The sequence below is a fragment of the Pseudofrankia inefficax genome, from assembly GCF_000166135.1.
Lineage (GTDB): Bacteria > Actinomycetota > Actinomycetes > Frankiales > Frankiaceae > Pseudofrankia > Pseudofrankia inefficax.
On the sequence record NC_014666.1, the window covers coordinates 7,361,737 to 7,385,853 of the forward strand.

The 24,117-nt window shown below is 69.0% G+C and carries 22 protein-coding genes; 12 read left to right on the plus strand and 10 right to left on the minus strand.

Features of this window, described 5'->3' with window-relative positions; translation table 11 throughout:
* The first annotated feature begins 65 nt into the window (after positions 1-65).
* Genes FRAEUI1C_RS29710 through FRAEUI1C_RS29725 form a run of 4 tightly spaced genes read left to right on the plus strand, consistent with a single transcriptional unit; the run spans position 66 to position 2,444 of the window.
* Entirely contained in the window at positions 66-791 is a 726-nt protein-coding gene (locus FRAEUI1C_RS29710) for a hypothetical protein (protein ID WP_013427082.1), read from the plus strand.
* Positions 788-1,561: a hypothetical protein gene (locus tag FRAEUI1C_RS29715; RefSeq protein ID WP_013427083.1), complete on the plus strand. Its 774-nt coding sequence runs from the start codon at positions 788-790 to the stop codon at positions 1,559-1,561. Before FRAEUI1C_RS29710 ends, FRAEUI1C_RS29715 begins: the two co-directional genes overlap by 4 nt.
* Positions 1,558-2,148 (plus strand): cytochrome c oxidase subunit 3, encoded by a 591-nt coding sequence (locus tag FRAEUI1C_RS29720; protein WP_013427084.1) that lies wholly within the window; start codon positions 1,558-1,560, stop codon positions 2,146-2,148. The genes FRAEUI1C_RS29715 and FRAEUI1C_RS29720 overlap by 4 nt, the downstream gene beginning before the upstream one ends.
* 2 nt (positions 2,149-2,150) lie before the next feature.
* Positions 2,151-2,444 (plus strand): cytochrome C oxidase subunit IV family protein, encoded by a 294-nt coding sequence (locus tag FRAEUI1C_RS29725; protein ID WP_013427085.1) that lies wholly within the window; start codon positions 2,151-2,153, stop codon positions 2,442-2,444.
* 51 nt (positions 2,445-2,495) lie between these two features.
* Here FRAEUI1C_RS29725 and FRAEUI1C_RS29730 read toward each other — a convergent pair whose 3' ends face one another.
* Both FRAEUI1C_RS29730 and FRAEUI1C_RS29735 read right to left on the minus strand, forming a co-directional pair.
* Positions 2,496-3,971 (minus strand): MFS transporter, encoded by a 1,476-nt coding sequence (locus tag FRAEUI1C_RS29730; RefSeq protein ID WP_013427086.1) that lies wholly within the window; start codon positions 3,969-3,971, stop codon positions 2,496-2,498.
* Between the two features lie 38 nt (positions 3,972-4,009).
* Entirely contained in the window at positions 4,010-5,845 is a 1,836-nt protein-coding gene (locus FRAEUI1C_RS29735; RefSeq protein ID WP_013427087.1) for a glycoside hydrolase family 15 protein, read from the minus strand.
* A 285-nt stretch (positions 5,846-6,130) separates the two neighbouring features.
* Here FRAEUI1C_RS29735 and FRAEUI1C_RS29740 point away from each other — a divergent pair, with 285 nt between their 5' ends.
* Together FRAEUI1C_RS29740 and FRAEUI1C_RS29745 are read left to right on the plus strand one after the other, a co-directional pair.
* Entirely contained in the window at positions 6,131-6,541 is a 411-nt protein-coding gene (locus FRAEUI1C_RS29740) for an SHOCT domain-containing protein (RefSeq protein WP_013427088.1), read from the plus strand.
* Between the two features lie 186 nt (positions 6,542-6,727).
* Positions 6,728-8,215 (plus strand): DUF2252 domain-containing protein, encoded by a 1,488-nt coding sequence (locus tag FRAEUI1C_RS29745; protein ID WP_013427089.1) that lies wholly within the window; start codon positions 6,728-6,730, stop codon positions 8,213-8,215.
* Positions 8,216-8,285: 70 nt separating this feature from the next.
* On the opposite strand, the gene FRAEUI1C_RS29750 is transcribed toward FRAEUI1C_RS29745, so the two are convergent.
* On the minus strand, positions 8,286-9,212 hold the full coding sequence (locus FRAEUI1C_RS29750) for an AraC family transcriptional regulator (RefSeq protein WP_013427090.1): 927 nt from the start codon (positions 9,210-9,212) through the stop codon (positions 8,286-8,288).
* A 142-nt stretch (positions 9,213-9,354) separates the two neighbouring features.
* Between FRAEUI1C_RS29750 and FRAEUI1C_RS29755 the strand changes: the two genes are divergently transcribed.
* From FRAEUI1C_RS29755 to FRAEUI1C_RS29765, 3 genes are all read left to right on the plus strand, one after another.
* Positions 9,355-10,155, plus strand: a complete 801-nt coding sequence (locus tag FRAEUI1C_RS29755; protein ID WP_013427091.1) for an SDR family NAD(P)-dependent oxidoreductase — start codon at positions 9,355-9,357, stop codon at positions 10,153-10,155.
* Positions 10,156-10,311: 156 nt separating this feature from the next.
* Positions 10,312-11,376, plus strand: a complete 1,065-nt coding sequence (locus tag FRAEUI1C_RS29760; RefSeq protein WP_041261751.1) for an NAD(P)-dependent alcohol dehydrogenase — start codon at positions 10,312-10,314, stop codon at positions 11,374-11,376.
* Positions 11,377-11,642: 266 nt separating this feature from the next.
* Positions 11,643-12,386, plus strand: a complete 744-nt coding sequence (locus FRAEUI1C_RS29765) for a PKD domain-containing protein (protein WP_013427093.1) — start codon at positions 11,643-11,645, stop codon at positions 12,384-12,386.
* A gap of 361 nt (positions 12,387-12,747) precedes the next feature.
* Here FRAEUI1C_RS29765 and FRAEUI1C_RS29770 read toward each other — a convergent pair whose 3' ends face one another.
* The 7 genes from FRAEUI1C_RS29770 to FRAEUI1C_RS29800 form a co-directional block, all read right to left on the minus strand.
* Positions 12,748-13,731, minus strand: a complete 984-nt coding sequence (locus FRAEUI1C_RS29770; protein ID WP_013427094.1) for a magnesium transporter CorA family protein — start codon at positions 13,729-13,731, stop codon at positions 12,748-12,750.
* Between the two features lie 80 nt (positions 13,732-13,811).
* Positions 13,812-15,146 carry a diaminopimelate decarboxylase gene (lysA, locus tag FRAEUI1C_RS29775; protein ID WP_013427095.1) on the minus strand — a complete coding sequence of 445 codons (1,335 nt, stop codon included), beginning with the start codon at positions 15,144-15,146 and terminating at the stop codon, positions 13,812-13,814.
* 314 nt (positions 15,147-15,460) lie between these two features.
* On the minus strand, positions 15,461-15,955 hold the full coding sequence (locus FRAEUI1C_RS29780; protein ID WP_013427096.1) for a MaoC family dehydratase N-terminal domain-containing protein: 495 nt from the start codon (positions 15,953-15,955) through the stop codon (positions 15,461-15,463).
* 71 nt (positions 15,956-16,026) lie between these two features.
* A complete protein-coding gene (locus FRAEUI1C_RS29785) occupies positions 16,027-16,779 on the minus strand; it encodes an SDR family NAD(P)-dependent oxidoreductase (RefSeq protein WP_013427097.1) in 753 nt (250 codons plus the stop codon).
* A 79-nt stretch (positions 16,780-16,858) separates the two neighbouring features.
* On the minus strand, positions 16,859-18,322 hold the full coding sequence (locus tag FRAEUI1C_RS29790) for an aldehyde dehydrogenase family protein (protein WP_013427098.1): 1,464 nt from the start codon (positions 18,320-18,322) through the stop codon (positions 16,859-16,861).
* 40 nt (positions 18,323-18,362) lie between these two features.
* Positions 18,363-19,595, minus strand: a complete 1,233-nt coding sequence (locus FRAEUI1C_RS29795; protein ID WP_013427099.1) for a cytochrome P450 — start codon at positions 19,593-19,595, stop codon at positions 18,363-18,365.
* Between the two features lie 193 nt (positions 19,596-19,788).
* On the minus strand, positions 19,789-20,505 hold the full coding sequence (locus tag FRAEUI1C_RS29800; RefSeq protein WP_013427100.1) for a GntR family transcriptional regulator: 717 nt from the start codon (positions 20,503-20,505) through the stop codon (positions 19,789-19,791).
* A 127-nt stretch (positions 20,506-20,632) separates the two neighbouring features.
* On the opposite strand from FRAEUI1C_RS29800, the gene FRAEUI1C_RS29805 reads away from it, so the two are divergent.
* From FRAEUI1C_RS29805 to FRAEUI1C_RS29815, 3 genes are all read left to right on the plus strand, one after another.
* Complete coding sequence (locus FRAEUI1C_RS29805; protein ID WP_013427101.1) at positions 20,633-21,808, plus strand: amidohydrolase family protein; 1,176 nt, start codon at positions 20,633-20,635, stop codon at positions 21,806-21,808.
* A gap of 97 nt (positions 21,809-21,905) precedes the next feature.
* Complete coding sequence (locus FRAEUI1C_RS29810; RefSeq protein ID WP_041261753.1) at positions 21,906-23,099, plus strand: cytochrome P450; 1,194 nt, start codon at positions 21,906-21,908, stop codon at positions 23,097-23,099.
* 84 nt (positions 23,100-23,183) lie between these two features.
* Positions 23,184-24,080, plus strand: a complete 897-nt coding sequence (locus tag FRAEUI1C_RS29815) for an LLM class F420-dependent oxidoreductase (RefSeq protein WP_013427103.1) — start codon at positions 23,184-23,186, stop codon at positions 24,078-24,080.
* The last annotated feature ends 37 nt before the right edge of the window (positions 24,081-24,117 follow it).

The window sequence follows — 24,117 nt, forward strand, 5'->3', positions numbered from 1 at the left end:
CCGGCTAGATGGCAGATAGCCGATCGGCTAGACGATGGGTAGCCGATCGGCTATTCTCGCCGCCCATGCGACGAACCACCGGCGAGACGATCATCTTCTGGACATTACCCGCGGTCGCGGTTATCTGGCTCGCGGCGTTCTTCCTGTTCCCCGGCTTCCTGCCGCCGATGTCCCCGCGGTCCTCAGCCACCGAGGTGGCGTCCTTCTACCGTGACCACACGGCCCGGATCCGCTACAGCATGATCCTGCTCAACTGGTTCTGCGTGGCGTTGATCCCGATGCTGATGCTGATCGTGGAGCGGATGCGCGATATGGCTCATCGCACGCCGGTACTGCGTTATTGCATGATCGGCTGCGCGGGCGCCGCGCCCATCACGTTCCTGACCGCGACCATCTTCTGGCTGCTGGCGGCATTCCGGCCGGATCGCTCGCCCGACCTCACGCTGCTCTTCAACGACCTCGCCTGGGTCACGTTCACCTGTGGCGTTCCCTTCCTCGTCGCGCAGAGCCTTTTCCTGGCGCTGGCGATCGGCCTCGACGAGCAGGACGTGCCGGTGTTCCCGCGGTGGGTCGCCTACTTCAACGTGCTGATCGCGGTCGCGCTGGTGCCGGCGGGATTCGCCGGGCTGACCCGCAGCGGCGTGTTCGCCTGGGACGGGTTCCTGTCCTTCTGGGTCAAGAACGTGGCCATCGCGCTCTGGATCGTCGTGATGTCGGTTGTCCTGGGCAACGCGATGCGGCGCACTCCGACCGGGGCACCCGCTGGGACCGGCATCGAGGCCGCCGCGTGAGGCGGGCCGCCTGGCTCCGCGACCCGAAGCGCGAGCTGTGGTTGATGTGGTACGCGACGCTCGTCTTCTACAACCTGTACACGGTCGTCTTCTTCATCCTCACCCGCACCCAGCCCCCGGCGGCGCCCTGGTTCGACGCCAGCCAGGCGACCGCCTGGTTCGCGCACCGCCACGAGGGCCTTTTGGTCGGGTTCTCGTTGATCTTCGTCTTCGGCGGTCTCCCGATGACATCCACCGCGCTGATCGCGTACTCGATCCGGCGGATGTCGGTCAGCCGCGCCTTCGCGTATTCCTACCTGATTCTGTACGCGGTCAGCGCGGTCCCCGGGCTTATGATCATCTGCCTGGCGATGACGGTCGGTGCCATGCGGCCCGACCGCGACCCGGCCATCCAGCACTGGCTCTACGACCTCGGGTTCCTGTCCTTCTCCGGCACGATGGGCGTCTTTCTCGTCGGCTCGCTGATCTGGATGGTCGCGATCCTGCTAGACAAGAACCGCGTCTTCCCCAAATGGTTCGGCTACCTGAACCTCTGCAACGCCCTGACCGAGGTCGTCGTCTCACCGTCCTGGATCGTCAGCCACGGCGTCTTCTCCTGGAACGGCACCATCGCCTGGTGGATCGACGTGGTCGTCTTCGGTCTCTACACCGGCGTCTTCATCACCTTGCTCCGCAATATGATCATCCGCGAGGACTTCGGCACCGGGCCGCTGCCCGACCTCCCTGCGCGCAGACCGCGCACGCGCGCCGTGGCGGAGGTGGCGTCGTGACGACCGCGCAGCCGACGGCCCCGACGGCGCAGAAGGCCCCGAAGCGGGTGCCCGGCGAGGCGGGCATGTGGTTCTTCGTCCTCTTCGAGACCCTGATCTTCACCTCGTACTTCGGCGTCTACCTCTACTACCGCGCCCAGCACGAGGCCGCGTACCTCCAGGCCCAGTCGCATCTCGACCTCTGGCTCGGAGTGCTCGGCACGATCGCCCTGCTGACCAGCTCGTGGTCGGTGGCCCGGTGCGTCCAGACGGCGCGCGCCGGCCGCTACCAGACCGCCCTGCGGGACGCGGCCCTGACCGCTGGCTTCGGCGTCGTCTTCCTCGGGCTCAAGATCGCCGAGTGGGCCCGGCAGATCCACGCGGGCAACACGTTCACCAGCAACGACTTCTTCCAGTACTACTTCTTCCTCACCGCGATCCACTGCATTCATCTGCTGATCGGCTTCGTCGTCCTCGGCGTCCTCGTCCATCAGCTCTCGAGCCCGAGGCGACGCTCGCAGGAGGTCATCGAGACCTGCGCCACCTACTGGCACACCGTCGACTTCCTCTGGGTGCTGATCTTCGCTCTGCTCTACGTCGTGAGGTGACCGTGGGAACCACATTCAACAAAAGACTGCTCGCCGTCTGGCTCGTCCTGTCGGCCATCACGGTGATCTACCTCGGGATCGACCACTCGGCCGAGGACCGGGGCGCCCCGGCCGCGAGCACGGTCGTCACGGTCAGCGCGATCGCGCTCGCCCTGGTCAAGGTCCGGATCATCATGCGGGAGTTCATGGAGGTCAGGCACGCACCGCCGCTGCTCTGCCGCCTCACCGATCTCTGGGTCGTGCTGATGGCCGCCAGCCTGGTCGCCATGTACTTCGCCGGCAAGGCCGCCAGCTGACACCGGGCCGGCACGACGGGCCTCGTCCGCGTCCTGAGCGACGCGGCGAGGCTACCGGTCGGACCTGCTCGGGATGAACAGCGCGACGACGAGGCCGAGCACGGTGATGACCAGCAGCGTCGTGAGCGAGAGGGCGAAGGGCCGGCCGCCCGGGTGCGTGGCGGCGACGAGGATCGAGCCGGCCAGTGCCGTTCCGAGTGACGACCCCAGATTGGAGATGCTCCGGGACAGGCCGGAGATGTCACTCTGGTCGCTGTCCGGGAAGCTCGACTGGACGAGGTTGACCGCGGCGGTGAGCATGACGCCGACGCCCAGCCCGGTCAGCAGGAGCCCGGGAACGAGGCTCAGGTTCCCCGACGTGGTTCGGACCAGGGCGAGGGAAACGGCCATGCCCGCCGCGGTCACGACAAAGCCCGCCTGGATGAGCGAGCGTTGCGAATGCCGGCTGGCGAGCCGTTCCGCGGCCGCCGAGGCCAGGAGAATCCCGGCGCTGGCCGGAGTGAGCATCAGCCCGGTCTGGATCGCGTCGTACTTCCAGACCTGCTGGAGGAAAACGCTGATGACGAAGAAGGTGCCCTGCATCGCGAGCCACTGGACGAGCTGAATGCCAAGACCCAGGTTGGCCGTCCGGTTGCGCAGCAGGCGGCGGCGCAGCAGCGGCTCCTTGCCCTTTCGTTCGCGCGCGTGCAGGTACCGGAAGAACCAGCCGAGGATGGCCACGCCGACGGCGATGGACAGCCATACCGGAGACATCCCGCCCTTGGAGATCAGGACCGTTCCCCCGACCGAGAAGTCCTTGCGGGAGACGAACCAGCCGTAGGTGTTGGTCTGCAGGATTCCGAGCACCAGGAAGAACAGACCGGCCGCGGACAGCACGGCGCCACCCAGGTCGAAGGGCGGCCGCGGCTCGGGCCGCGGCTGGTCGGCAAGATTGCGGGACAGATAGATGATCCACGCGACCACCACGACCTGGGTCAGGAACAGGGCCCGCCAGCCGATCAGGCCCGTGATCAGCCCGCCGATCAGCGGCCCGGCCGCGGATCCCAGGGCACCGGCACCGCTGACCACGCCGAAGTACCTCGCCCGTTCCCTGACCTCGGTGAAGGTCACGGTGACGAGGATGTACACCGGCGGAATCATGAGCGCGGAGCCCACGCCCTCCAGGATCGAGTTACCGACGATCATCACGCCCAGACCCGGCGCGAGCCCGGCCAGCAACGCGCCGACACCGTAGACGGCCAGGCCGGCGATGAAACACGTCCGCCGGCCCCAGAGATCCGACAGCTTGCTGCCAGGGACCATCAGCGCGGCCATGGTGAGCGTGAAAAGCGTGATCGTCGTCTGCACGCCGATGACGGTGGTGTCCAGGTCCTTCGCGATCGCGGAGATGGCCACGTTCAGGCTGGACGCCGCATAGCTGCAGATGAACTGCGCGAGCGCGAGCGGGAGGACGACCGCGCGGGCGTCGATCCGCGCCGGGCCGCCGGTCGACGGTTTCAGCGTGGTCCTCCTCGAGCCTGCGTCCAGTCGGCTGGTGAGCGGTTGGCCGCCGGCCGCGCGGGCCGCTACCTCGGCGTGTTCTCCGCCGCGTCGAGCTCGTCGTCCAGCGCCATGGCCGCCGCGACGAGCGCGAGGTGCGTGAAAGCCTGCGGGAAGTTGCCGAGCTGCTCCCCGGAGGGGCCGATCTCCTCGGCGAAAAGGCCGACATGGTTGGCGTAGGTCAGCATCTTGTCGAAGGCGTACCGGGCCTGGACCAGCCGGCCGGACCGGGCCAGCGCCTCGACGTACAGGAAGCTGCAGAGGTTGAAGGTGCCCTCGGAACCGCGCAGCCCGTCGGGGGACGCTTCGGGGTCATAGCGGTAGACGAGGCTGTCGCTGACCAGCTCGTGGCCCATGGCGTCGAGGGTGCTCAGCCAGGCGGGGTCCTGGGGAGACAGGAATCCGACCCGGGGCATGAGCAGCAGCGACGCGTCCAGCACGTCGGTGTCGTAATGCTGGACGAACGCCTGACGCTTCTGGCTCCAGCCGCGTTCGATGATCTGGTTGAAGATCGCGTCGCGGGCCCGGGTCCACCCAGGAATGTCCGCGGGACGAGAGGCCGCGGTCGCGAGGCGAATGCCGCGGTCGAAGGCGACCCAGGTCATCAGCCGGCTGTAGGTGAAGTCGCGCTGGCCGCCGCGGGTCTCCCAGATTCCCTCGTCGGGCCGGTCCCAGTGCTCGGTCAGCCAGTCGAGCATGGCGGCGAAGGCCTGCCAGCCGCGGACGCCACCGATGTCGCCGGCGAGGCCGAGCGCGTCGGCGGCCTCTCCGTAGATGTCGAGCTGGATCTGGTCGGCGGCTGCATTTCCGACCCGGACCGGCGACGATCCGCGGTAGCCCTCGAAGTGGTCGAGCGTCTCCTCGGTCAGCTGGGGGTCGCCGTCGATCCGGTACATGATCTGCAGCGGCTCACCGGACGCCGTGCCGCCGTCGGTGAGCCGGTTGCGCAGCCACCGGCGGAAGGCCTGAGCCTCCGTGGTGAACCCAAGGTCGATCAGTGACCGGACCGAGAGGGACGCGTCCCGGATCCAGGTGTACCGGTAGTCCCAGTTGCGTTCTCCACCGATCTGCTCCGGCAGCCCGGCGGTGGCCGCGGCGATCGGGGCACCCGAGGGCGCGTAGGTCAGCAGCTTGAGGGTGATCGCGGAGCGGTAGACCTCGTTCTTCCACCGGCCGCGATAGGTGCAGGAACGCAGCCAGGTAAGCCAGAAGCGCCGGCAGGACTCCAGATCGTCCCTGAGGTCCTTCAGCGACAGCGGTTCCGGCTCGGCGCTGCCCGGAGCGTCGCTGGTCAGCACGACGGCGGCGACCTCGCCGGCCGAGAGGGTGAAACTCGCCGAGACATCGGTGGAGTCGGACTCGAAAGCGATGGGCCCGGTGGCCTGAAGCCGCAGATCGGCGTTGGGGCCGTGAAAGAGCACCGACCGGCGGTCGAGCTGGGTGACGGTATGCGGCGCGCGGCCGTAGTCAAACCTCGGGCGGCAGGTAAAGGTGAAGCGGAGCGTTCCCCGCACCACCCGGGCGACTCTCAGGAGGCGGTGCTGGTCGGTCGGCACCGTGGTGTCCAACGGTTCCATGAAGTCGGCGACCTCGCCGACCCCGCTGGGCGCCATGAAGCGGGTAATCAGCACGGCGGTGTCCGACAGGTACAGCTGGCGGACCGCCAGCCCGCTCTCGGCCGGCAGATCGGCGGCGAGCCGGCAGTATCCACCGCGCTCGCTGTCGAGAAGAGAGGCGAAGACGCTGGGCGAATCGAACCGCGGCGTACACCACCAGTCGATGGATCCGTCGGAGGACACCAGCGCTGCGGTCTGCAGATCCCCGATCATTCCATGGTCGGCGATCGGAGGGTAGCTACTCACGGTCCCGCTCCTTCGGTCAGAAGCCATCGGCCGGTGCGCTCCGGGGTTCTGAGCGTGCGCTCGATCGCGGCTCGGCGCACGCCGACGGCCAAGCCGTTGCGCGTAGTCTGCGGCCGATACTCCCGGACCTCCCCGAATGCCGTCGGGCCCGAAAGTCCCGGAGGTCCCGGTTCAGGCCCGGCCGGGGGAATTGCTCGCACGTCACCATCCGTGACTGATCGAGTCGACAGTTTCGCCCCGCGGCGGGATTGTGCAGACGTTACCGGCTACGGGACGGAGGACGACATGGTGGCTACCCAGGACCTTGCTTATGACTATCCGGTGCTAGGCGCCTTCTGGACGATGCTCTGGATCTTTCTCTGGGCGATCTGGCTGGTCCTCGTCATTCGAGTGGTTGTCGACATCTTCCGAGACAGGGAATCGAGCGGATGGGCGAAGGCCGGCTGGCTGGCGTTCGTCCTGATCCTGCCCTTCTTCGGGATCCTCGCCTATGTCATCGTTAAGGGGCAGGCCATGGCCGACCGGGACTCGCGCCGGGTCGAGGACCAGCGCAGCACGCTCAACGCCTACATCCGCGACGTGGCCGGCGGGAGCAACAAGGACGTCGACGACCTGACCAGGCTTTCCCGGCTGCGGGCCAGCGGTGACATCACCGACGCCGAGTTCCAGCGCGCCAAGGAAAAGATTCTGCATTGAGATCGAACCTTTTCCGCTGCCGTTGACGAATGGGGCCGACCTGGGCCAGGAGACGCATAGCTGGAAGAGGCACAGTGGCTGCCGGCACGCCGTTCACCGCCGGCCTCGGCGGTGAACGGCGGCGGCCCGGCAGCGACGAGCAGGATCTGACCGCGAATCCCCGGCGAGGCCCCAGGGAGGCCGACGATGACCATCCTTGCCACCGCTCCCCCGGCGCATCGTCCGCCGCGGCGGCCCGCCGAAGGAGAGCCGAACGGCAGCAGGCAGCACGGCTCTCGCCAGCACGGCGCCGGGCCGGACGCGGCGCGGCGCGCGGACCAGGGAAGAGCCGCCCGGGCCTCGGCCCCGCGCCGAGCCCACGCCGAGTACGTCTCGGCGCCGGACCGGGCCGACCCGATCGACCTGATCGACCGGCAGTCACGCAGCCGAGTGCCCGAACTGGTCCCCCTCCGCTACCAGCGGATGACGGAATCGCCGTTCAGGTTCTACCGGGGCGCCGCGGCGATCATGGCCTCGGATCTCGCGGCCACGCCGACCTCGGGCCTCACCGTCCAGCTCTGCGGAGACGCGCACCTGCTGAACTTCCGGCTGCTCGCCTCGCCCGAGCGACGGCTGGTGTTCGACATCAACGACTTCGACGAGACCCTTCCCGGCCCGTGGGAGTGGGACGTGAAGCGGTTCGCCACCAGCCTGGTCATCGCCGCGCGCGCCAACGGCTTCGGCTCGGCCGAACGACGGGGGATCGTCACAACGGCGGTCGGGGCCTACCGCGGCTGGATGCACCGGTTCGCGACGATGACCAACCTCGACGTCTGGTACGCCCACATCGACGTCGACGAGCTGGCCCCGCGGCTCACGGACGCGCTGGGCAAGCAGGCCTCCAAGCGTGTGTCGCGAGCGACCTCGCGGGCCCGGTCCCGCGACCGGCTGCGGGCGTTCGCCAAGCTCACCGAGGTTGTCGACGGTGAACGACGATTCGCCGCCGATCCTCCGCTGCTCGTCCCGATCAGCGAGCTGCACACCGGGAGGGATCGGGACCTGCTGATGCGATGGCTCAGCTCGATCGTCGAGGAGTACTCCGCCACGCTGTCGGCCGACCGGCGCTCCCTGCTCGCCCGGTACCGCCTCGTCGACTTCGCCCGCAAGGTCGTCGGCGTCGGCAGCGTGGGCACTCGCTGCTGGGTCGCGCTGCTGCTCGGCCGCGACGACGGCGACCCGCTCCTGCTGCAGATCAAGGAGGCCGAGACGTCGGTCCTGGCCGATCACCTGTCCGGGAGCGCGTACGGCAACCAGGGGGAACGGGTGGTCGCCGGGCAACGCCTCATGCAGGCCGCCAGCGACATCTTCCTCGGCTGGCAGCGGGTGGACGGCCTTGACGGGCACAAGCGCGACTTCTACGTGCGGCAGTTGCAGGACTGGAAGGGCATCGCGGAGCCGGAGCGCATGGACCCCGACGGCCTGGCGCTGTTCGGGCGCCTGTGCGCGGCCACCCTCGCGCGGGCGCACGCGCGGTCGGGCGACAGCATCGCGATCGCGGCCTACCTGGGCGGTGGGACGACGTTCGACCGGGCGGTCGGCGCCTTCGCGGAGGCGTACGCGGACCAGAACGAGGCCGACCACGCCGCACTGGTCGAAGCGGTCCGCAGCGGCCGGGTCAGCGCCACCGCGCCCTGACGACAGCGTCGATGTGTTCCGCGCGACCGGAACCTGGAGGGGCCACGCTCCACGGGCGAGGAGCTCGGCGTCAGTCCGGGCGGAAGTCGGTGATTCCCGTGACGCGGCGGTACGTCCCCGGGGCGAGTCCGTACTCCCGCTTGAAGGCCTTCGCGAAGGCGAACTCGGAGGTGTAGCCGACGCTGTGGGCGACGACGGACAGCGGTACGTCCTGTTGGCGCAGCATCCGAGCCGCGGAGGTCAGACGCCAGCGAGTGAGGTAGGTCAACGGCGGTTCGCCGACCAGCGCGGTGAACCGCCGGGTGAAGGTGGCACGAGAGACCCCGGCAGCGGCGCCCAACTGCTCGACCGTCCACGGCCGTGCAGGATCCCGGTGCATCCGGTGGAGGCTCGGGCCCACGGCCGGGTCGGCGAGCGCCCGGCTCCAACCGGACGGATGGTCTTCCTGCCAGGCCCGCAGGATGTAGACCAGGAGCGCGCCGACAAGCGAGGACACGATCGCCTCGGCGCCAGGCTCCTGTTCCTCGACCTCGGCGCCGAGCAGGTCCACCGCCGCGTGCAGCCCGTTTCGCCGCCGGTTCGGCAGGTGTACGACGTCGGGAAGGGTGGCCAGCAGCGGATGCGGCCGGCGCTTCTCCAGCCGGTAGGCGCCCGACAGCAGGACCGTCCGCGCGCCACCCGCCACCCCGGCGACATGCTCGTGGCCAATCCGGGTGGACTGCCGTTCGCGGTCCAGCCGGAAGGTGACGGCCGGGGTGGTCGGGGCGTCGGCCAGGGTGTGTTCCGTCCCGCCGGCGAGCAGCACCACGTCCCCTGCCCGCAGCGCCCGCGGCTGGTCATCGCCGCTCGACAGCCAGCAGGTGCCCTGCAGGACGACGTGGAACCCGAATCCCTGGTTTCCCCCGAACCGCAGCCCCCAGGGCGCATGGGCCCGGGTGCGCGCGCACAGGGTCGGCCCGGTCTCCAGGGCCGCGAGCACGTCGGTGAGGACATCCACTCATTGATCATATCCAGACCGGCGCCAGGATGAGCCGATCGGACATGTTTCCAACCTGTCCGGACATTGTTCGTCGCAAAAGATGATTCATACAGTCGAGCCGGCGAACAGAGCTCACCATTCCGGCGAGAGAGTTGAAATCATGGACTTGCAGTTGCGCGACAAACGGGCGTTGGTCACCGGCAGTTCCAGCGGCATCGGCCGAGCCATCGCGCTCTCCCTCGCCGAGGAAGGTGTCGACGTCGTCGTCCATGGCCGAGACGCCGACAGGGCGCAGGCCACCGCGGACGTCATCGTCAAGGCTGGCGGCCGGGCGGTGGTGGTCCTGGGCGACCTGGCCGAGGACGCGGCGGCGGCCCGGGCCGCCGCCGAGGCCACCGCCGCCTTCGGTGGCATCGACATCCTGGTCAACAATGCCGGAACGGCCGAGGACACCGGCTGGGCCGGGGCGACCGCCACGGACTGGCTCAGCCTGTACGACAGCAACGTCGCCTCCGCCGTGCGACTGATCGGGGCGCTGACGCCGGGGATGCGGGACGGCGGATGGGGTCGCGTCATCCAGATCGGCAGCGCGGCCAGCCCGTACCCGCTGCCGGAGCGGGCCGCCTACAGCGCCGCCAAGGCGGCGATGGCCAACCTCACGGTCAGCCTGGCCAAGGAACTGACCGGCACCGGCATCACCGCGAACACGATCAGCCCTGGTCCGACGCTGACCGACAGGTTCCGGGAACTCACCTCCTCCTTCGCCGAAAGCCACGGGCTGAGCGACAGCGCGGCGGCCATCCGCGCGCTGCTCGACGGGCCCCTGGCCTGCCCGTCGGCCCGGCTGGTCGAGCCGGCGGAGATCGCCGCCCTGGTCGCCCTCGTCGCCAGCCCGCTGGGCGCCTCCATCAACGGGGCCAACCTCCGGATCGACGGTGGCTTCACCCCCACCGTGAACTGACCGGCGACCAGGCGCGGCGGGCCGGCCCCGGCCGCCGGCCAGCGCCGCCGGGACGCGACTACGCCGGCCGCGGTCGGGCAGACCGTCGGGGAGTCTCGTGGACCAGTGCGTCCCGGGCACCGCGGGCTCGGTGGAGCGAAGGAGATCGCCGTGCTGATGAGAGCGGCCCGCATGTACGGCTACCACGAACCGTTGCGGCTAGAGGAGATCCCGGTCCCCACCCCGGAGCCGGACGAGGTCCTGGTGAAGGTGTCGGCCGCGGGGATGTGCCGCAGCGACTACCAGTTGATCGAGGGCTACTTCGAGCAGGCCGCGCCGCTGGAGTTCCCGGCCGTTCCCGGACACGAGGTCGCCGGCCGGGTGGCCGCCACCGGCTCCGCCGTCCCGCGTTCGGCCGGCCTGTCCGAAGGCGACCAGGTCGTGGTCAACCCCGGGTGGGGCGATGGAACGTGCCGCCAGTGCCATGAGGGCAATGAGCAGCTCTGCACCGGAAGCGGCGGGTGGATCGGCTTCGGGCCTCCCGGCGGTTTCGCGGACTACGTGGCGGTCCCGCGGCGCCACCTGATCCGGGTGCCGGGCGGTGACCAGAAGGCGGAGCATCTCGCGCCGTTGACCGATGCCGGGCTGACTCCCTACCGCGGGGTCAAGAAGCTGCGGGCGGGCGGCAAGCTCGGACCGGGGCGGACCGTGGTGGTGGCCGGCATCGGCGGCCTCGGCAGCTACGCCGTGCAGTACGCGAAGCTGCTCGGCGGCGGCGCGACCGTGGTCGCGTTCTCCCGGACCGACGAGAAGCTGGCGCTCGCCCGGCGCAACGGCGCCGATCACACCGTCAACACCCGCGACCTGAAGCCCGGCCAGGTACAGGACGAATTGGAGGCACTCACCGGCCGCCGGACGGTCGACGCGATCCTGGACTGCGCGGGCGCCCCCGCGTCGATCACGCTCGACTTCGAGATTCTCGCGGCCGAGGGCGTGGTGGTGTCGGTGGGCCTCATGGGTACCAAGGTCGAGGTTCCGCTGAACGTGATCGTAGGAACCGAGCTCTCGTACTTCGGTTCGTTCTGGGGCAACTACAACGACCTCACCGAGGTCCTCGCCCTCGCGGCCGCGGGGCGCATCCAGCACAGCGTCACCACGGTGACGTTCGAGGACATCAACGACAACCTCCAGGCACTCGCCCGCGGCGACGTCGTGGGCCGCCAGGCCATCGTCTTCGCCTAGCGCGGCCTCCGGCGGAACTCGCCCGTTCCGGCGTGCCCATGATCGCCGGCTCGGCCCTCCAGTGGTTGCGGCTGGGGCTGTTTCGTAGCCACCGGAGGGCCAAGACGCCGATCAAGGCAGCAGCCGGACGGCTGCGGCCACGGCACTGGCCGCGGTTCGATGCGCTCGGCGGGGATTTGGGCGGAACCGGTTCCTTGAGGAGCCATCCTCTGCGAGACTGCAATTTACATAGCTAAATTTGCAGGATCGTCGAGGAGGACGTGGTCGTGGAACAACTCCCCGCCGCGCGAACCGCCAGGTGGTTCGCCGAGCAGCGTGTCCGGGCCGTGGGCAGAGCCGAGCGGCTCGTCCGCGGCACGTCGAGCCGCTTACGCCTTGCCGGAGTCGGCCTGGCCGCCGTGGGCGTCACCGCCGCCGTGACGATCGCGGGCTGCGCGCCTCCCGGCGGCATCGTCACGTCGCACCCGTCGCCGTCGGCCAGACCGCTGCACGCCGCCCTGTCGGTGGCGAAAATCGGCTGCGACGACTCCGGCGGGACGGCCAAGCTGGACGCCTCGGGAACGACCGGTGGGGCCGGTCCGCTGACCTACGCGTTCGCCTTCGGCGACGGAACGACCGCGGCCGCCGCCTCAACGGCGACCACAAACCACCTGTACGCCAGGAACGGGCCGTTCACGGCGACCGTGACAGTGCGCGACGCGTCCGGCGCCACGGCCACGGCGACCGCCACCGTCACCTTGCTCCACCTCGCCGCGAGCCCGACGTCGGTAACGGTCGGGCAGTCCGTGACGTTCACCGCCACCGGCATCTGCGCGGGCGCTCGCATCGACCTGAATTCGGGCGGCTATGCCGGTTACTACTACGGTGAACCCAACGCCCACAACTTCTGGGAGGACAACCCTTACACGACCACCTTCAGCGCCCCAGGGACGCTGCACTACAGCGCCCACTGGTCGGAGATCAATCCGTATTCGGACTCCAACGTCGTGGCGATAACCGTGACCGCCTAGCTCGGCCGTTTTCCGTTACCGCGACCGAGAGCCATTCCTGAGCCGGCGTCGCTGGGTGTGGCGGGACCGCTGGCCCCGCCACACCCAGCGACAGCCAGGGACGGACCCTCGCCGTCCGTCCGCGACTGACCGTTCATCCCGTGCTGTAGGTGCTGCCCCCACCCGAGCGACCGGCGGAATGATCGCCGTTTTCGCCCTCACGTGGTCGTGAATCGGGTCTTCTCGCAACCGTCTGAGGGCCAAAACGGCGATCACGTCGGCCGGTGGCCGCGCCGGCCGGGTTGGCGGCCGCGCCCGTACGGCTGTCAGGGCAGAGGGCGCGCGCGCTGCCTCTGGGTCGTCACTCCGGCTCCGGCCCTGGTTACCACCATCCCCGTCGGCGGGCCCAGCGCAGAAGTGCGGCGGACATGGCCACCATCACGGCGAGGGTCGCGACGAGTGGCCAGACCTGGGTGTGGTCGTTGACGATGACGTTCATCCCGAGAACCGAGGAGAGGGCTGTGATCGGTAGGGTCACGGCGGCGATGACGGCGAACCGCTCGGCGGCGATGGTCATCTTTGTCTCGGTCCGGGTGCGGTAGAACTCGATCACTCCCTGCAGATATTCGCGTTGGTTGTCGGCGAGAGTGCGGACTCGGTCGAACTGGTCGACGAGGTCGGTGACCAGTGATCCGGCGGTGACCGGGACGGTGTCGGCGAGGGTGGATATCCGGTGGTAGATCTCCCGGCTCGACGCGGCCATCGTGCGCGCCGCGAGCAGGCCGTGGCGGGCGCGGAACAGCTCGTCAAGCAGCTGTTCCGGATCATCGAGGTTTCCACCGGTGACCCGCTGTTCGAGTTTCCATACGTCGCCGGTCAGCATCTCGACGAAGTCCTCGAGCCGGTGGGTCAGCGTCGACACGATGGCGTGGGACAGCTCGAACGGGGTCGACGGGCGCAGTTTTCCGGACTCCAGCCGGTCGAGTACCGCCCGGGTGTCCCGTAGTGCGACCCGCCCGTCGACCGCCGGGTTGACGGGTCCGTGCACGGTCACGAGGTACCGGGTCCCGACGAACTGGTCGAGTTCGACGTAGTGGACGTGGCCGCCGGCGCCTCGTTCGGGTGCGTGCAGGACGACGAACAGGTGGTCCGGGTCGGCGTGCACCTTCGGTACGCGGTTGCGCTCGACGCAGTCGTGGACGCTGCCCGGAGCGAAACCGAACACGTCGGCGAGCACCCGTGCCGCGTCCGGGTCACAGTCGGGCACGTCCACCCAGAGCAGACCCTCGCCGCCCGCGAGCAGCCCGGCGAGCGCCTCGACCGGATGGCGCCGGATGCCCGAGTGGGTGATGAGTCGAACGTCCATCAACGTCCTTCCCCGGGCGGGTGGCCGCGGGTGGCGGGCCTGGCTTCTGGATACCAGCTGGGTCAGGCGTGGGCCGGTTGTCACACGCCGATGTCGCGGGTGAGGAGGTCTTCCTCTGTCTCGCGGCGGATGAGCAGGCGGGCTGTGCCGTCGTGGACGGCGACGAGTGGGGGACGCCCGACCAGGTTGTAGGTGGAGGCGAGGCTGTGGTGGTAGGCGCCGGTGGTGGCGACCGCGAGCAGGTCGCCTGCGTGGATGTCGCCGGGTAGCGGGACGTCGCGGGCGAGGATGTCGCCGGCTTCGCAGTGGCGGCCGACGACGGTGGCGGGGTGGGAGGCGGCGAGGGAGCGGCGGCCGATGAGCTGGAGGGTGTAGCGGGCGCCGTAGAGCGCGGGCCGGGGGTTGTCGCTCATGCCGCCGTCGACGGCGACGAAGGTCCGTACGCCTGGGAGGTGTTTGACGGTGATGACCCGGTAGAGGGTGATGCCGGCCTGGGCGATCAGGGCGCGGCCGGGTTCGACGGTGAGGCGGGGGGCGGGCAGGCGGTGTCGTTCGCTTTCGTAGGCCAGGGCGCCGGTCAGGCGGTGCGCGAGGCCCGCGAGGTCGAAGCCGTCGTCGCCGGGGGTGTAGCGGACGGCGTGGCCGCCGCCGATGTTGAGCTGCGCCAGCACGATGCCGTGCTGGTCGCGGATGGTGGCGAGCAGGCCGATCAGGCGTCTGGTCGCCTCCTCGATCGCGCCGATACGGGTGAGCTGGGAGCCGATGTGGCAGTGCAGCCCGACCAGTCGAAGGCCCGGCTGGTCCAGTACCTGGCCGGCGGCGTCGGTGGCGGCGCCCAGCGGGATGCCGAACTTCTGGTCGGGGACCCCGGTGCTGATGGCGTGGTGGGTGTGGCCGTCGACGTCGGGGGTCACCCGCAGCAGTACCCGCTGGTCGTGGGCCAGCGGGCCGAGGTGGCTGATCTCGTCGGTCGAGTCGATCACTATGCGCCCGACGTGGTAGTCGAGGGCCGCCTTGAGGTCCTCGGGGGTCTTGGCGTTGCCGTGCAGGATGAGCCGGTCGGCGGGGAAGTGGACGGATCGGGCCACGGCGAGCTCGCCGGCCGAGCAGACGTCCAGGGACAGGCCCTCCTGCGCGACCCAACGGGCGACCGCCCGGGTGAGCAGCGCCTTGCCCGCATAGCAGACCTCGACGCCGGGCAGGGCCGCGCGGTACTGCCGGGCGCGGCGACGGAACGTCGCCTCGTCGAGCACATAGGCCGGGGTGCCGAACCTCGCGGCCACCCTCGTCATCGCGCTGCCCCCGACGTGGAGTTCACCGTCGCTGTCCAGCGTGGTGCCCTGCGGCCAGATCCCGGCCGCGAGCTTCGCCCGCAGCGCGGGCCGCAGACTCGGGATGAGCTCACCCAGCGTCACCGTTCGCTCCTTCGCCGAGGCGCTGACCAGGTGGCAGCGCCGTCAGCACCACTTCATGCCCACCGGGGGCCGCGCGGGAAGTGGCATTGACACGGCGTTGACGGCCTGAGGGCGAATTTCCACAGCCCACGGAGCTTCCGAACCCACGATGGCTTGTCGGCGCCGGTCCTGATCGCCGACTTCGCCCGACTCTGTCGAGCACGCGAACGACGCCCCCTGATCGCCGTTTCGGCCCTCGGGTGGTCGCTACCGAGCCTGTCTCATGGCCACCCGAGGGCGAGAACGGCGATCAAGGCGACGGACGGACCTTGGCTTTAGTAGCGAATGGTCGTCTTGACTCGCGTCTTGACAGGCTGGCCGTGCTGGTTGGTCCACTCGGTCGCAACGTAGGTGTAGAGGGTCAGACCGTTACGGCCTTGGCGTTCCTCCCAGTGCGTCAGACGGGAGCGGGTGGTGATGACGTCCCCTGGCCGCATCTTGACCCCGAACTTGTCGGTCATGCCGCCGTTGAGGGCGTTTCCGCCCTTCTTCGTCTCTTGACCTGGCACCGCGCCCGCCGGCCTCGGCCGCACCAGCGGGACGGCCCAGGCGAAGGGATTGAAGTCGTCCGGGGCGATGATCCCACCCCAGCGAGTCGACCTGGCGTAGGCCTCGTCCCAGTAGATTCTCGGCGGCGTCTCGCCCCAGTACACCGCGATGGCCCACTTGCGAATGTCGGACGCCGCCACCGGGTAGGAGGTCGCCTCGTCCGTCCACACCCCCTTTTGTGCTTCAAGTTCGGGGGTCACGAGGGTTTCGAGCTGTCCCATCGCCTTCCTTCGATCTCCTTCGATCTCCTTCGGTCTCGCGGAGCGTCAACGCCGCCGTCGACACCGGGAGATCAGCCGCCGGCGGTCCAGCCACCGTCCACTACGAGCGTCGAACCGGTGACGTACGAGGCGTCGTCGGAGGCGAGGAAGGCCGCGACCGCGGCGACCTCGTCCGGATGACCTGGCCGGTCCAGCGCCGATTTCGACGCCGCCTTCGCGACCAGCTCGGGGAAGTTCTCCTCGCCCATGAGGGTCATGCCGGTCGGGTAGATGAAGCCGGGGCACAGCGCGTTGACCCGAACATTTGCCGTGCCCCACTCCCGGGCCGCGGACCGGGTCATCGCAAGAATTCCTGCCTTGGAGGCCCCGTACGCACCGGTGTGCGGCGACGAGACGAGCGCACCGACGGACGACCAGTTGACCACCGAGCCTCCACCGCTCGCGACCATCGCCGGGATCGCGTATTTCATGCCGAGAAAGACGCTCTTGAGGTTGATGGCCATCAGCTTGTCGAAGTCGTCCGGGTCGACGTCAGGGATCGCGGCCTGGGCCAGCCCCGCCACGCCGACGACGTTGCAGAGCACGTCCAGCCGTCCGAACCTGCTGACCGATTCGACGACAAGCGCCTCCACGTCGGACGCCTGGGTGACATCCGCGTGGAACGGAACAATCGCGTCGTTGTCGGCCGCGGTGTCCTTCTCGGCGCCGCTGACATCGGCAGCCACGACGAACGCGCCGTCGCGGGCCAGCCGCAGTGCCACCGCCCGGCCCTGGCCGATGCCGGCTCCCGTCACGATCGCGACTTTTCCCTCAAGACGTGCCACGAATGCTCCTCGGTTCTGGAACTAAGACCAGCGGCTCACGGCGCTGGGTGTCGCGGTCGGGCCCCGCGGCCTCGGGCTCTCAGACCATCGCGATGGTCTTGATCCGCTGGAACTCGGCGAGACCGTCGGGGCCGCCCTCCTTGCCATAGCCGCTGTAGCCCTGACCGCCGAACGGGCGATTGACCATGAGATTCGGAGCGCCGTTGATCATTGTCGCGCCGGCTTCGAGCCGCTCGGCGACCCGGTGCGCCCGCCGCACATCCTTGGTCTGGATGTAGGACGACAATCCGTACCGCGTGCTGTTGGCGATCTCGATCGCCTGCTCCTCGGTCGCGAACGGCATGATCGACAGCACGGGGCCGAACACCTCACTCTGACCGAGTTCGGAGTGCGGATCGACGTCGGCGAAGACCGTCGGCTCGAGGAAGCTGCCGCCCGGGTGGAGACCCAGCGGGCGCCCACCGCCGGCGATGAGCCTGGCCCCGTCCTGTGTGGCCCGCTCGATCATGCCGAGGATGCGAATGGCCGCGGCTTCGTTGACCACCGGGCCGATGTCGGTGTCGGTGTCCCAGGGGTCACCGACCCGGATTCCCTTGACCAGGGCGGCGACCCGGTCGAGCGTCTCGTCGTAGATCGATTCCTGGACGAGCATCCGAGTCGGAAACGCGCAGCCCTGTCCGCTGACCGTCGCGAGCACCCGCAGGGTGCCCCACGGGATCGCGGTGTCCAGATCGGCGTCATCGAAGACGAGGTTCGCCGACTTGCCGCCGAGTTCGAGAACGGCCGGCTTCATCTGCTTCGCGCAGGCGTGCAGGATGGCCGTCGCGGTCGCCGGGCCACCGGTGAAGGTGATCTTCTGCACGAGCGGGTGATCCACGAGGGCCGCGCCCGCCTCGACGGAACCCGGCAGCACGCTGACCACGCCCGACGGGAAACCCGCCTCGTCCACGAGGTCGGCGAACAGCTCGGCGGCGAACGGTGTCATCTCCGACGGCTTGACGACCACGGTGTTACCCGCGGCGAGGGCCGGCGGGACCTTCATCGTCAACGAGGTCAGCGGGCCGTTCCAGGTAATGATGGTGCCGATGACGCCGTAGGGCTGGGCGAGCGTGTAGCTGAACTCGCCGTCCGGCCCGAACGACGTGTTGACCCGGCCGGAGATCTTGTCGGCGAAGCCGGCGTAGTAACGGGTCCATTCCGTGGCGCCGCCAACCAGGCCGGACGCCGAGGTCACGGCCATTCCGTTGTCGAGGACCGCTCTGCGGGTGAACTCGTCGGCGTTGGCCTCGATGAGGTCGGCCAGGCGGAACAGCAGCCGGCGCCGTTCCGCCGGGCGCACGTCCCGCCAGACGAGGAAAGCCTCCTGCGCGAGCCGCACGGCCCGGTCGATCTCGCTGGGACCGGCCAGCGGGACGACGGCGTCAACTTCTCCGGTGCATGGGTCGATGTGCTCGAAGGTCCCCGCGGAACCGACGGCCAGCCGCTCGGAGCCGATCCGGAGATGTACCGCTGGCCTCGTCCTGTCGTACCCCGACTCCGCCATCACGCCACCTTCCAGGCTGTCATTGAAATTGCCCCCGAATTCATGAACTCGCACTTCTCGGGCCCGGCGTGAACGTGATCGGAACGGCCACTGGCGCCCGGCTGAAGGTCGAGATGAACTCGATGTCGGCGCCCGGCTGCAGGCGGACGTCGTGCAGCCGCTGGACGATCGCGTCGAGCGCGACCCGCAGGTTCATCCTCGCCAGGTTGGAGCCCGCGCACCGATGGGGACCCGCGCCGAAGGCGAGATGCGGGTTCTTGGAGCGATCAAGGTCGAACACATCGGGGTCTTCGAACTCGGCCTCGTCGCGGTTGGCGGAGGCCCAGTACATCAGGACCTGCTCGCCCTGCCTGATCGCCTTCCCGCCTATCTCGGTGTCGTGGCGAGCGCAGCGGGCGATGCCCACGAAGGAGCCGTCCATCCGGAGGAACTCCTCGACGGCGTTCGGGATCAGTTCTGGCCGCTCCCGCAGCGCCGCGAGGATCTCGGGGTGCTCGCACATGCGCTGCATCGCCATTCCCAGCACGCCGGCGGTCGTCTCGAGGCCACCGAGGATCAGCAGGTGAATCGTGCCGATCACCTCCTCGGGGGTGATCGGGCGCCCCTCGATCTCGGCCCCCATCACGGCGTCGACCACATCCCCGCGTGGCCCTTCCCGCCGCCGCTTCTCGATGAACTCGGCGATCCAGCCGGCCAGCTTCATCAGGCAGTCCATCGCCTCGGGGCGGTGGACCTGTCCCGCCATCGTGGCGTACCCGTTCACCTCCTCCAGGTCCTCGGCGGGAGCGTGCAGCGCGAGGTCGAAGAACGCCAGCCCTGGGAGCGGGCGCGCGAACGCCTCCATGAACTCGCAGGCGCCCTCCTCGATGAAACCGTCGATGAGCCGGTTCACGAGCTGGCGAGTCGGCGCCTCCCACTCACTGACCACGGCCGGCCTGAAGTAGGGATTGGTCAGCTGCCGGAACGCACGCTGCAGCGGCGGGTCGACCGTGACCGGCAGGATCTTCATCGACGGCCCCGGCGGCGCCGGCACGGTGATTCCCTCTTCCGAGGTGAAGGTCTGCCAGTCCTGGGCGACGCGCAGAACGTCCTCCTTGCGCGTCACCACCCAGAAGCCGCCGTGCTGGTCGCTGCGCGCCACGGGACACCGCGAGCGAGCCCGGGCAAGAGTCGGATGTAAGTCGCGGGCGAGCTCGGGCGCGACGGGGTCGAAGTGCTTCTCGACCCACTCGTCGTCGATCAGAGTCTGAGCTCCGGCTGACTTCTCAATCATTCTTCACACTTCTAGGAGTCGGCAAAGGGTGCGGACGGCACTCCTTCGGCAGCCAACGGGCCAAGATCTCCCCTGGAGAAGGGGCCTCTGCCAGGTCGGCGCGCCGAGGGTCCCCACGTCGAGGCGTCACGCGTGTCCGCCACCCGTCGCGACACCCCGGGGTCACTCTCCCTGCTGGGCGACCGCCCAGCATCTACGACTGTAGTGAACGCTTGCTCTCCTGGCTAGAGGCGGCATTGGTGCCGTCGGCCCGCAGCACACCGCGCCGGGTCAGCTCGTGGATGACCTGTTCGCCGGCCGCCGCGGCCTCGGCCACCCGCGCCTGCGACGCCCGCCAGGGGTCACCAGCGATGATCGCCTCGATGACCTGTCGGTGAGCGTCGACGATGTCCTCGTGGCGTCGCCGTTCGCTCTCACCCGCCGCCCAGCCGAGGAACCTGCCCTGGCCACGGAGTTCCTCCAGTAGCCGAGGGGTCGCCCCAGCCCGGTGCTGCACCCGGAGGATCTCGGTGGCCAGGTCCCTGCGACGACCGGCCAGGCCTCCGCTGTCGGCCAGCGCATCGAGAAGGCTCGTCAGCTGGTCCAGCACCTCGGGGCCACGATCCTCAGCGACGCGAGCGGCGGCGACTCCGCCGAGGTAGCCGAGGATGTGGTAGTCCGCCCGCAGGGTGCGCGCGTCGAAGTGCTGCACCAACGTCGCCCGATGCACCTGCGCCGTCACCAGGCCGTCCCGTTCGAGCAGGACGAACGCCTCACGGACGGGTGTGGGGCTGACGTCGAGGGCCGCGCTGAGCCGCTCGACGTAGATCCGGTCGCCGGACCGCAGCCGGCCCTCGAAGATCTCCCGCTGCACGTGCTCGACAACCAGAGTGCTCGTCTTCGTCCGCTGCGACCCGGATTTGATCACCACTTCGCCATCCTGGCTGCTAGGAGCGCTGCCGGTCAATAGAAAATAGAATATTGCGAGAGCCCTGAAGTGAGCGTACGCTCACCGACGCGCCAGGCAGGCGCGATCGAGCGGACGCAAGGAGGCTCCGGTGGCCAAGCTGGCCGACGGTCTGCGAGTGATCGACGCCGACTCGCACATGACCGAGCGTCACGATCTCTTCACGGAACGGGCGCCGAAGGGCTACGAGGATCGCGTGCCGCACGTCGAGCAGGTCGACGGAAAGCCCATGTGGGTGATCGACGGCAAGACGTTCGGCAAGGCGGGCTCGGGCGGCACTGTCGACCACGACGGGAAGAAGCACGCGTTCCGCGCGTCCCAGGGCGGGTCCTGGACCATTGACGACGTGCACCCCGCCGCGTGGGACGCGGCGGAGCGCCTGCGCCTCATGGACGAGTTGGGCATCAACGCGCAGGTCCTCTACCCGAACGAGATCGGCATCGGCGGTCAGAACCTGCGCAACTCGGTGCGGGACGAGGTGCTGCTGCGGCTCTGCGTCGAGCTCTATAACGACGCGATGGCCGATGTGCAGGAGCAGTCGGGCAACCGGCTGCTGCCGATGCCGATCATGCCGGCGTGGAGCATCGACGACTGCGTCCGGGAGGCCCAGCGCTGCGCCGCGCAGGGCGCCCGGGGTGTCAACATGACCGCCGACCCCCAGGACTCCGGGTCGCCGGACCTCGGTGACCACGCGTGGGACCCGTTCTGGGAGGTGTGCGCGGGGCTCAACCTGCCGGTGCATTTCCACATCGGCGCCAGCCAGACGGCACTCGCCTACTTCGGCACGACCTTCTGGCCGAGCCAGGACCACTACGTCAAGCCCGCGATCGGCGGCGCCTCGCTGTTCCAGAACAACTCGCGCGTGCTGCTCAACAGCGCCTACTCGGGAATGTTCGACCGGCACCCCACCCTGCAGATGGTGTCCGTCGAGTCCGGCATCGGCTGGGTTCCGTTCATGCTCGAGGCGATGGACTACGAGTTGTTGGAGAACGCCCCCGCCTGGGCGAAGAAGCTCCAGAAGACGCCGTCCGAATACTTCCAGAGCAACTGGTACGCCACGTTCTGGTTCGAGACCGGCCGCGGCGACCTTCAGCACCTCATCGACCAGGTCGGCGAGGACAGGATCATGTTCGAGACCGACTTCCCGCACCCGACCTGCCTGCACCCGAGCCCGATCGAGCAGGTCAGCGACACGATCGCCACCCTGCGCCCGCAGACCCAGCTGAAGGTCATGGGCGGCAACGCGGCCCAGCTCTACCGAGTCTGACGACACCGCGACGCCGCCAGGTCTCTCCGACCTCGTGGCGTCACGGCCACGAGGCCGCGGAATGTCCGGCCTTCCGACATAGGAATCGTGATTGATGATGACGACCGTCGATCCGGTCTACTGGGATCCGTACGACCCAGCCCTGGCGGCTGACCCGTACCCGACCTTCCGCCGGTTACGGGCCGAGGCGCCGCTTTACTACAACGAGAAGCACGACTTCTACGCGGTCACCCGTTTCGCCGACTGCGAGCGGGGACTTCCGGACGCGAAGACGTTCAGCTCGGCGCGCGGCGGGATCCTGGAGCTGATCAAGTCCGGCCTGGAGATCCCCCCGGGCACGCTCATCTTCGAGGACCCGCCCACGCATGACATCCACCGGCGCCTTCTCGTGCGGGTGTTCACGCCGCGCCGGATCAGCGCACTCGAGCCGAAGGTGCGGGAGTACTGCCGGCAGGTGCTCGACCCACTGGTCGGCGAGACGCGGTTCGACCTGATCCAGGCCGTCGGCGCGGAGATGCCGATGCGGGTGATCGGCATGCTGATGGGCATCCCCGAAAGCGATCAGGCCGAGCTGCGGGACATGTTCGACAGCAAACTGCGCACCGAGAACGGCGGCCAGATGGACCTCTCCGAGGGCGCCATCCTGTCCGGTGAGATCTTCGGCCCCTACATCGACTGGCGGAAAGAGCACCCGTCCGACGACCTGATGACCGACCTGCTCATGACCGAGTTCACCGATGAGCAGGGGGTGCGGCGGACGCTGACCCGCGACGAGGTCCTCTCCTACGTCACCATCGTGGCGAGCGCCGGCAACGAGACGACCGGTCGGCTCATCGGCTGGATCGGCTCGGCTCTGGCCCGCCACCCAGAGGCCCGGCGGGAACTGGTCGCCGACCGGTCGCTGATCCCGAACGGCATCGAGGAGATCCTCCGTCTCGAGCCGCCCGCCCCGTTCGCCGCCCGCTACGTCACCGAGGACGTCGTGTTCCACGACACGACGGTCCCCGCCGGCGCCGCCGTCATCTTCGTCCTCGCGTCGGCGAACCGGGACGAGGAACGCTTCGACGATCCTGACCGGCTCGACATCCGCCGGCGGATCAGCCAGCAGTTCACCTTCGGATTCGGCGCCCACTACTGCCTCGGCGCGGCGCTGGCCCGGCTCGAAGGCCGCGTGGCCCTTGAGGAGATCCTCACTCGCTTCCCCGACTGGGAGGTCGACTGGGAGGTCGCGAAACTCGCGCAGACCTCCACCGTGCGCGGGTGGGAGACCCTGCCTCTCGTCATCGGGTAGGCGTCCTGGCAAGTCGCGCCAGAGCCGCGCGAAGGACTCCGACAGGTCCGACAAGGCGTCGGCGGTACTAAGGACGAGGTGACAATGCGTTATTTCTTTCACTATCCGGAGACCACCGGAGTCGACGGTGACATGTTCGAGCCGGGGCCAGTCGACGAGGTCGCGGTCGCGGCCGAGCGAGCCGGCTTCGAGGGCTTCGCGCTCACCGATCACCCAATTCCGGGCGCCAACTGGCTGACCTCCGGCGGCCACCAGAGCCTCGACCCGTTCGTCGGCCTCGCGTTCGCCGCGGCGGCGACCGAACGGCTGAGGCTGCTCACCCATCTCTCGGTGGCGCCGTATCGCAACCCGTTCGTGCTCGCCAAGGCCGCGGCGACCGTCGACAAGCTCTCCGGCGGACGGTTCATCCTCGGGCTCGGCGCTGGCTACCAGAAGTCGGAGTTCTTCGCCCTCGGCGTGGACATGGAAGAGCGCAACCTCCTGTTCGACGAGGCGCTCGACGTCCTTCCGCTGCACTGGAGCGGCGAGCCGTTCACCTACCGGGGCCGGCACTTCGACGCCCGGAACGTCATCGCGCGGCCGCGGCCGGTGCAGAACCCGATCCCGATCTGGATCGGCGGCAACTCGAAGCTGAGCCGGCGGCGCGTCGCCGAGCGGGCCCAGGGCTGGATGCCGATGTCCGGGCCCCCGCAGCTGTCCACCACCGCCCGAACCGTCGCGATCAGCTCGGTGGAACAGCTCGGCAAGATGATCCAAGAGGTGCGTACGGCAGCGGAGGAACACGGCCGCACCGAGCCGATCGACTTCCTCTACTCCTACAGCGAGATCGAGGACCCGGCCCGCGAGCCGGACCGGCACCGCGAAGCGATCGCCGAAATCGAGAAGGCCGGCGTCAACCGCCTGATGATCACCTGTTTCACCCGGGAGACGGCCGCCACGCTCGACTTCATCGAGAGCTTCGGCGCCGTCCACATCTCGTGAAGGCCCAGGTCAGGTCAAAGGTGAAGGCGCTCGGTCA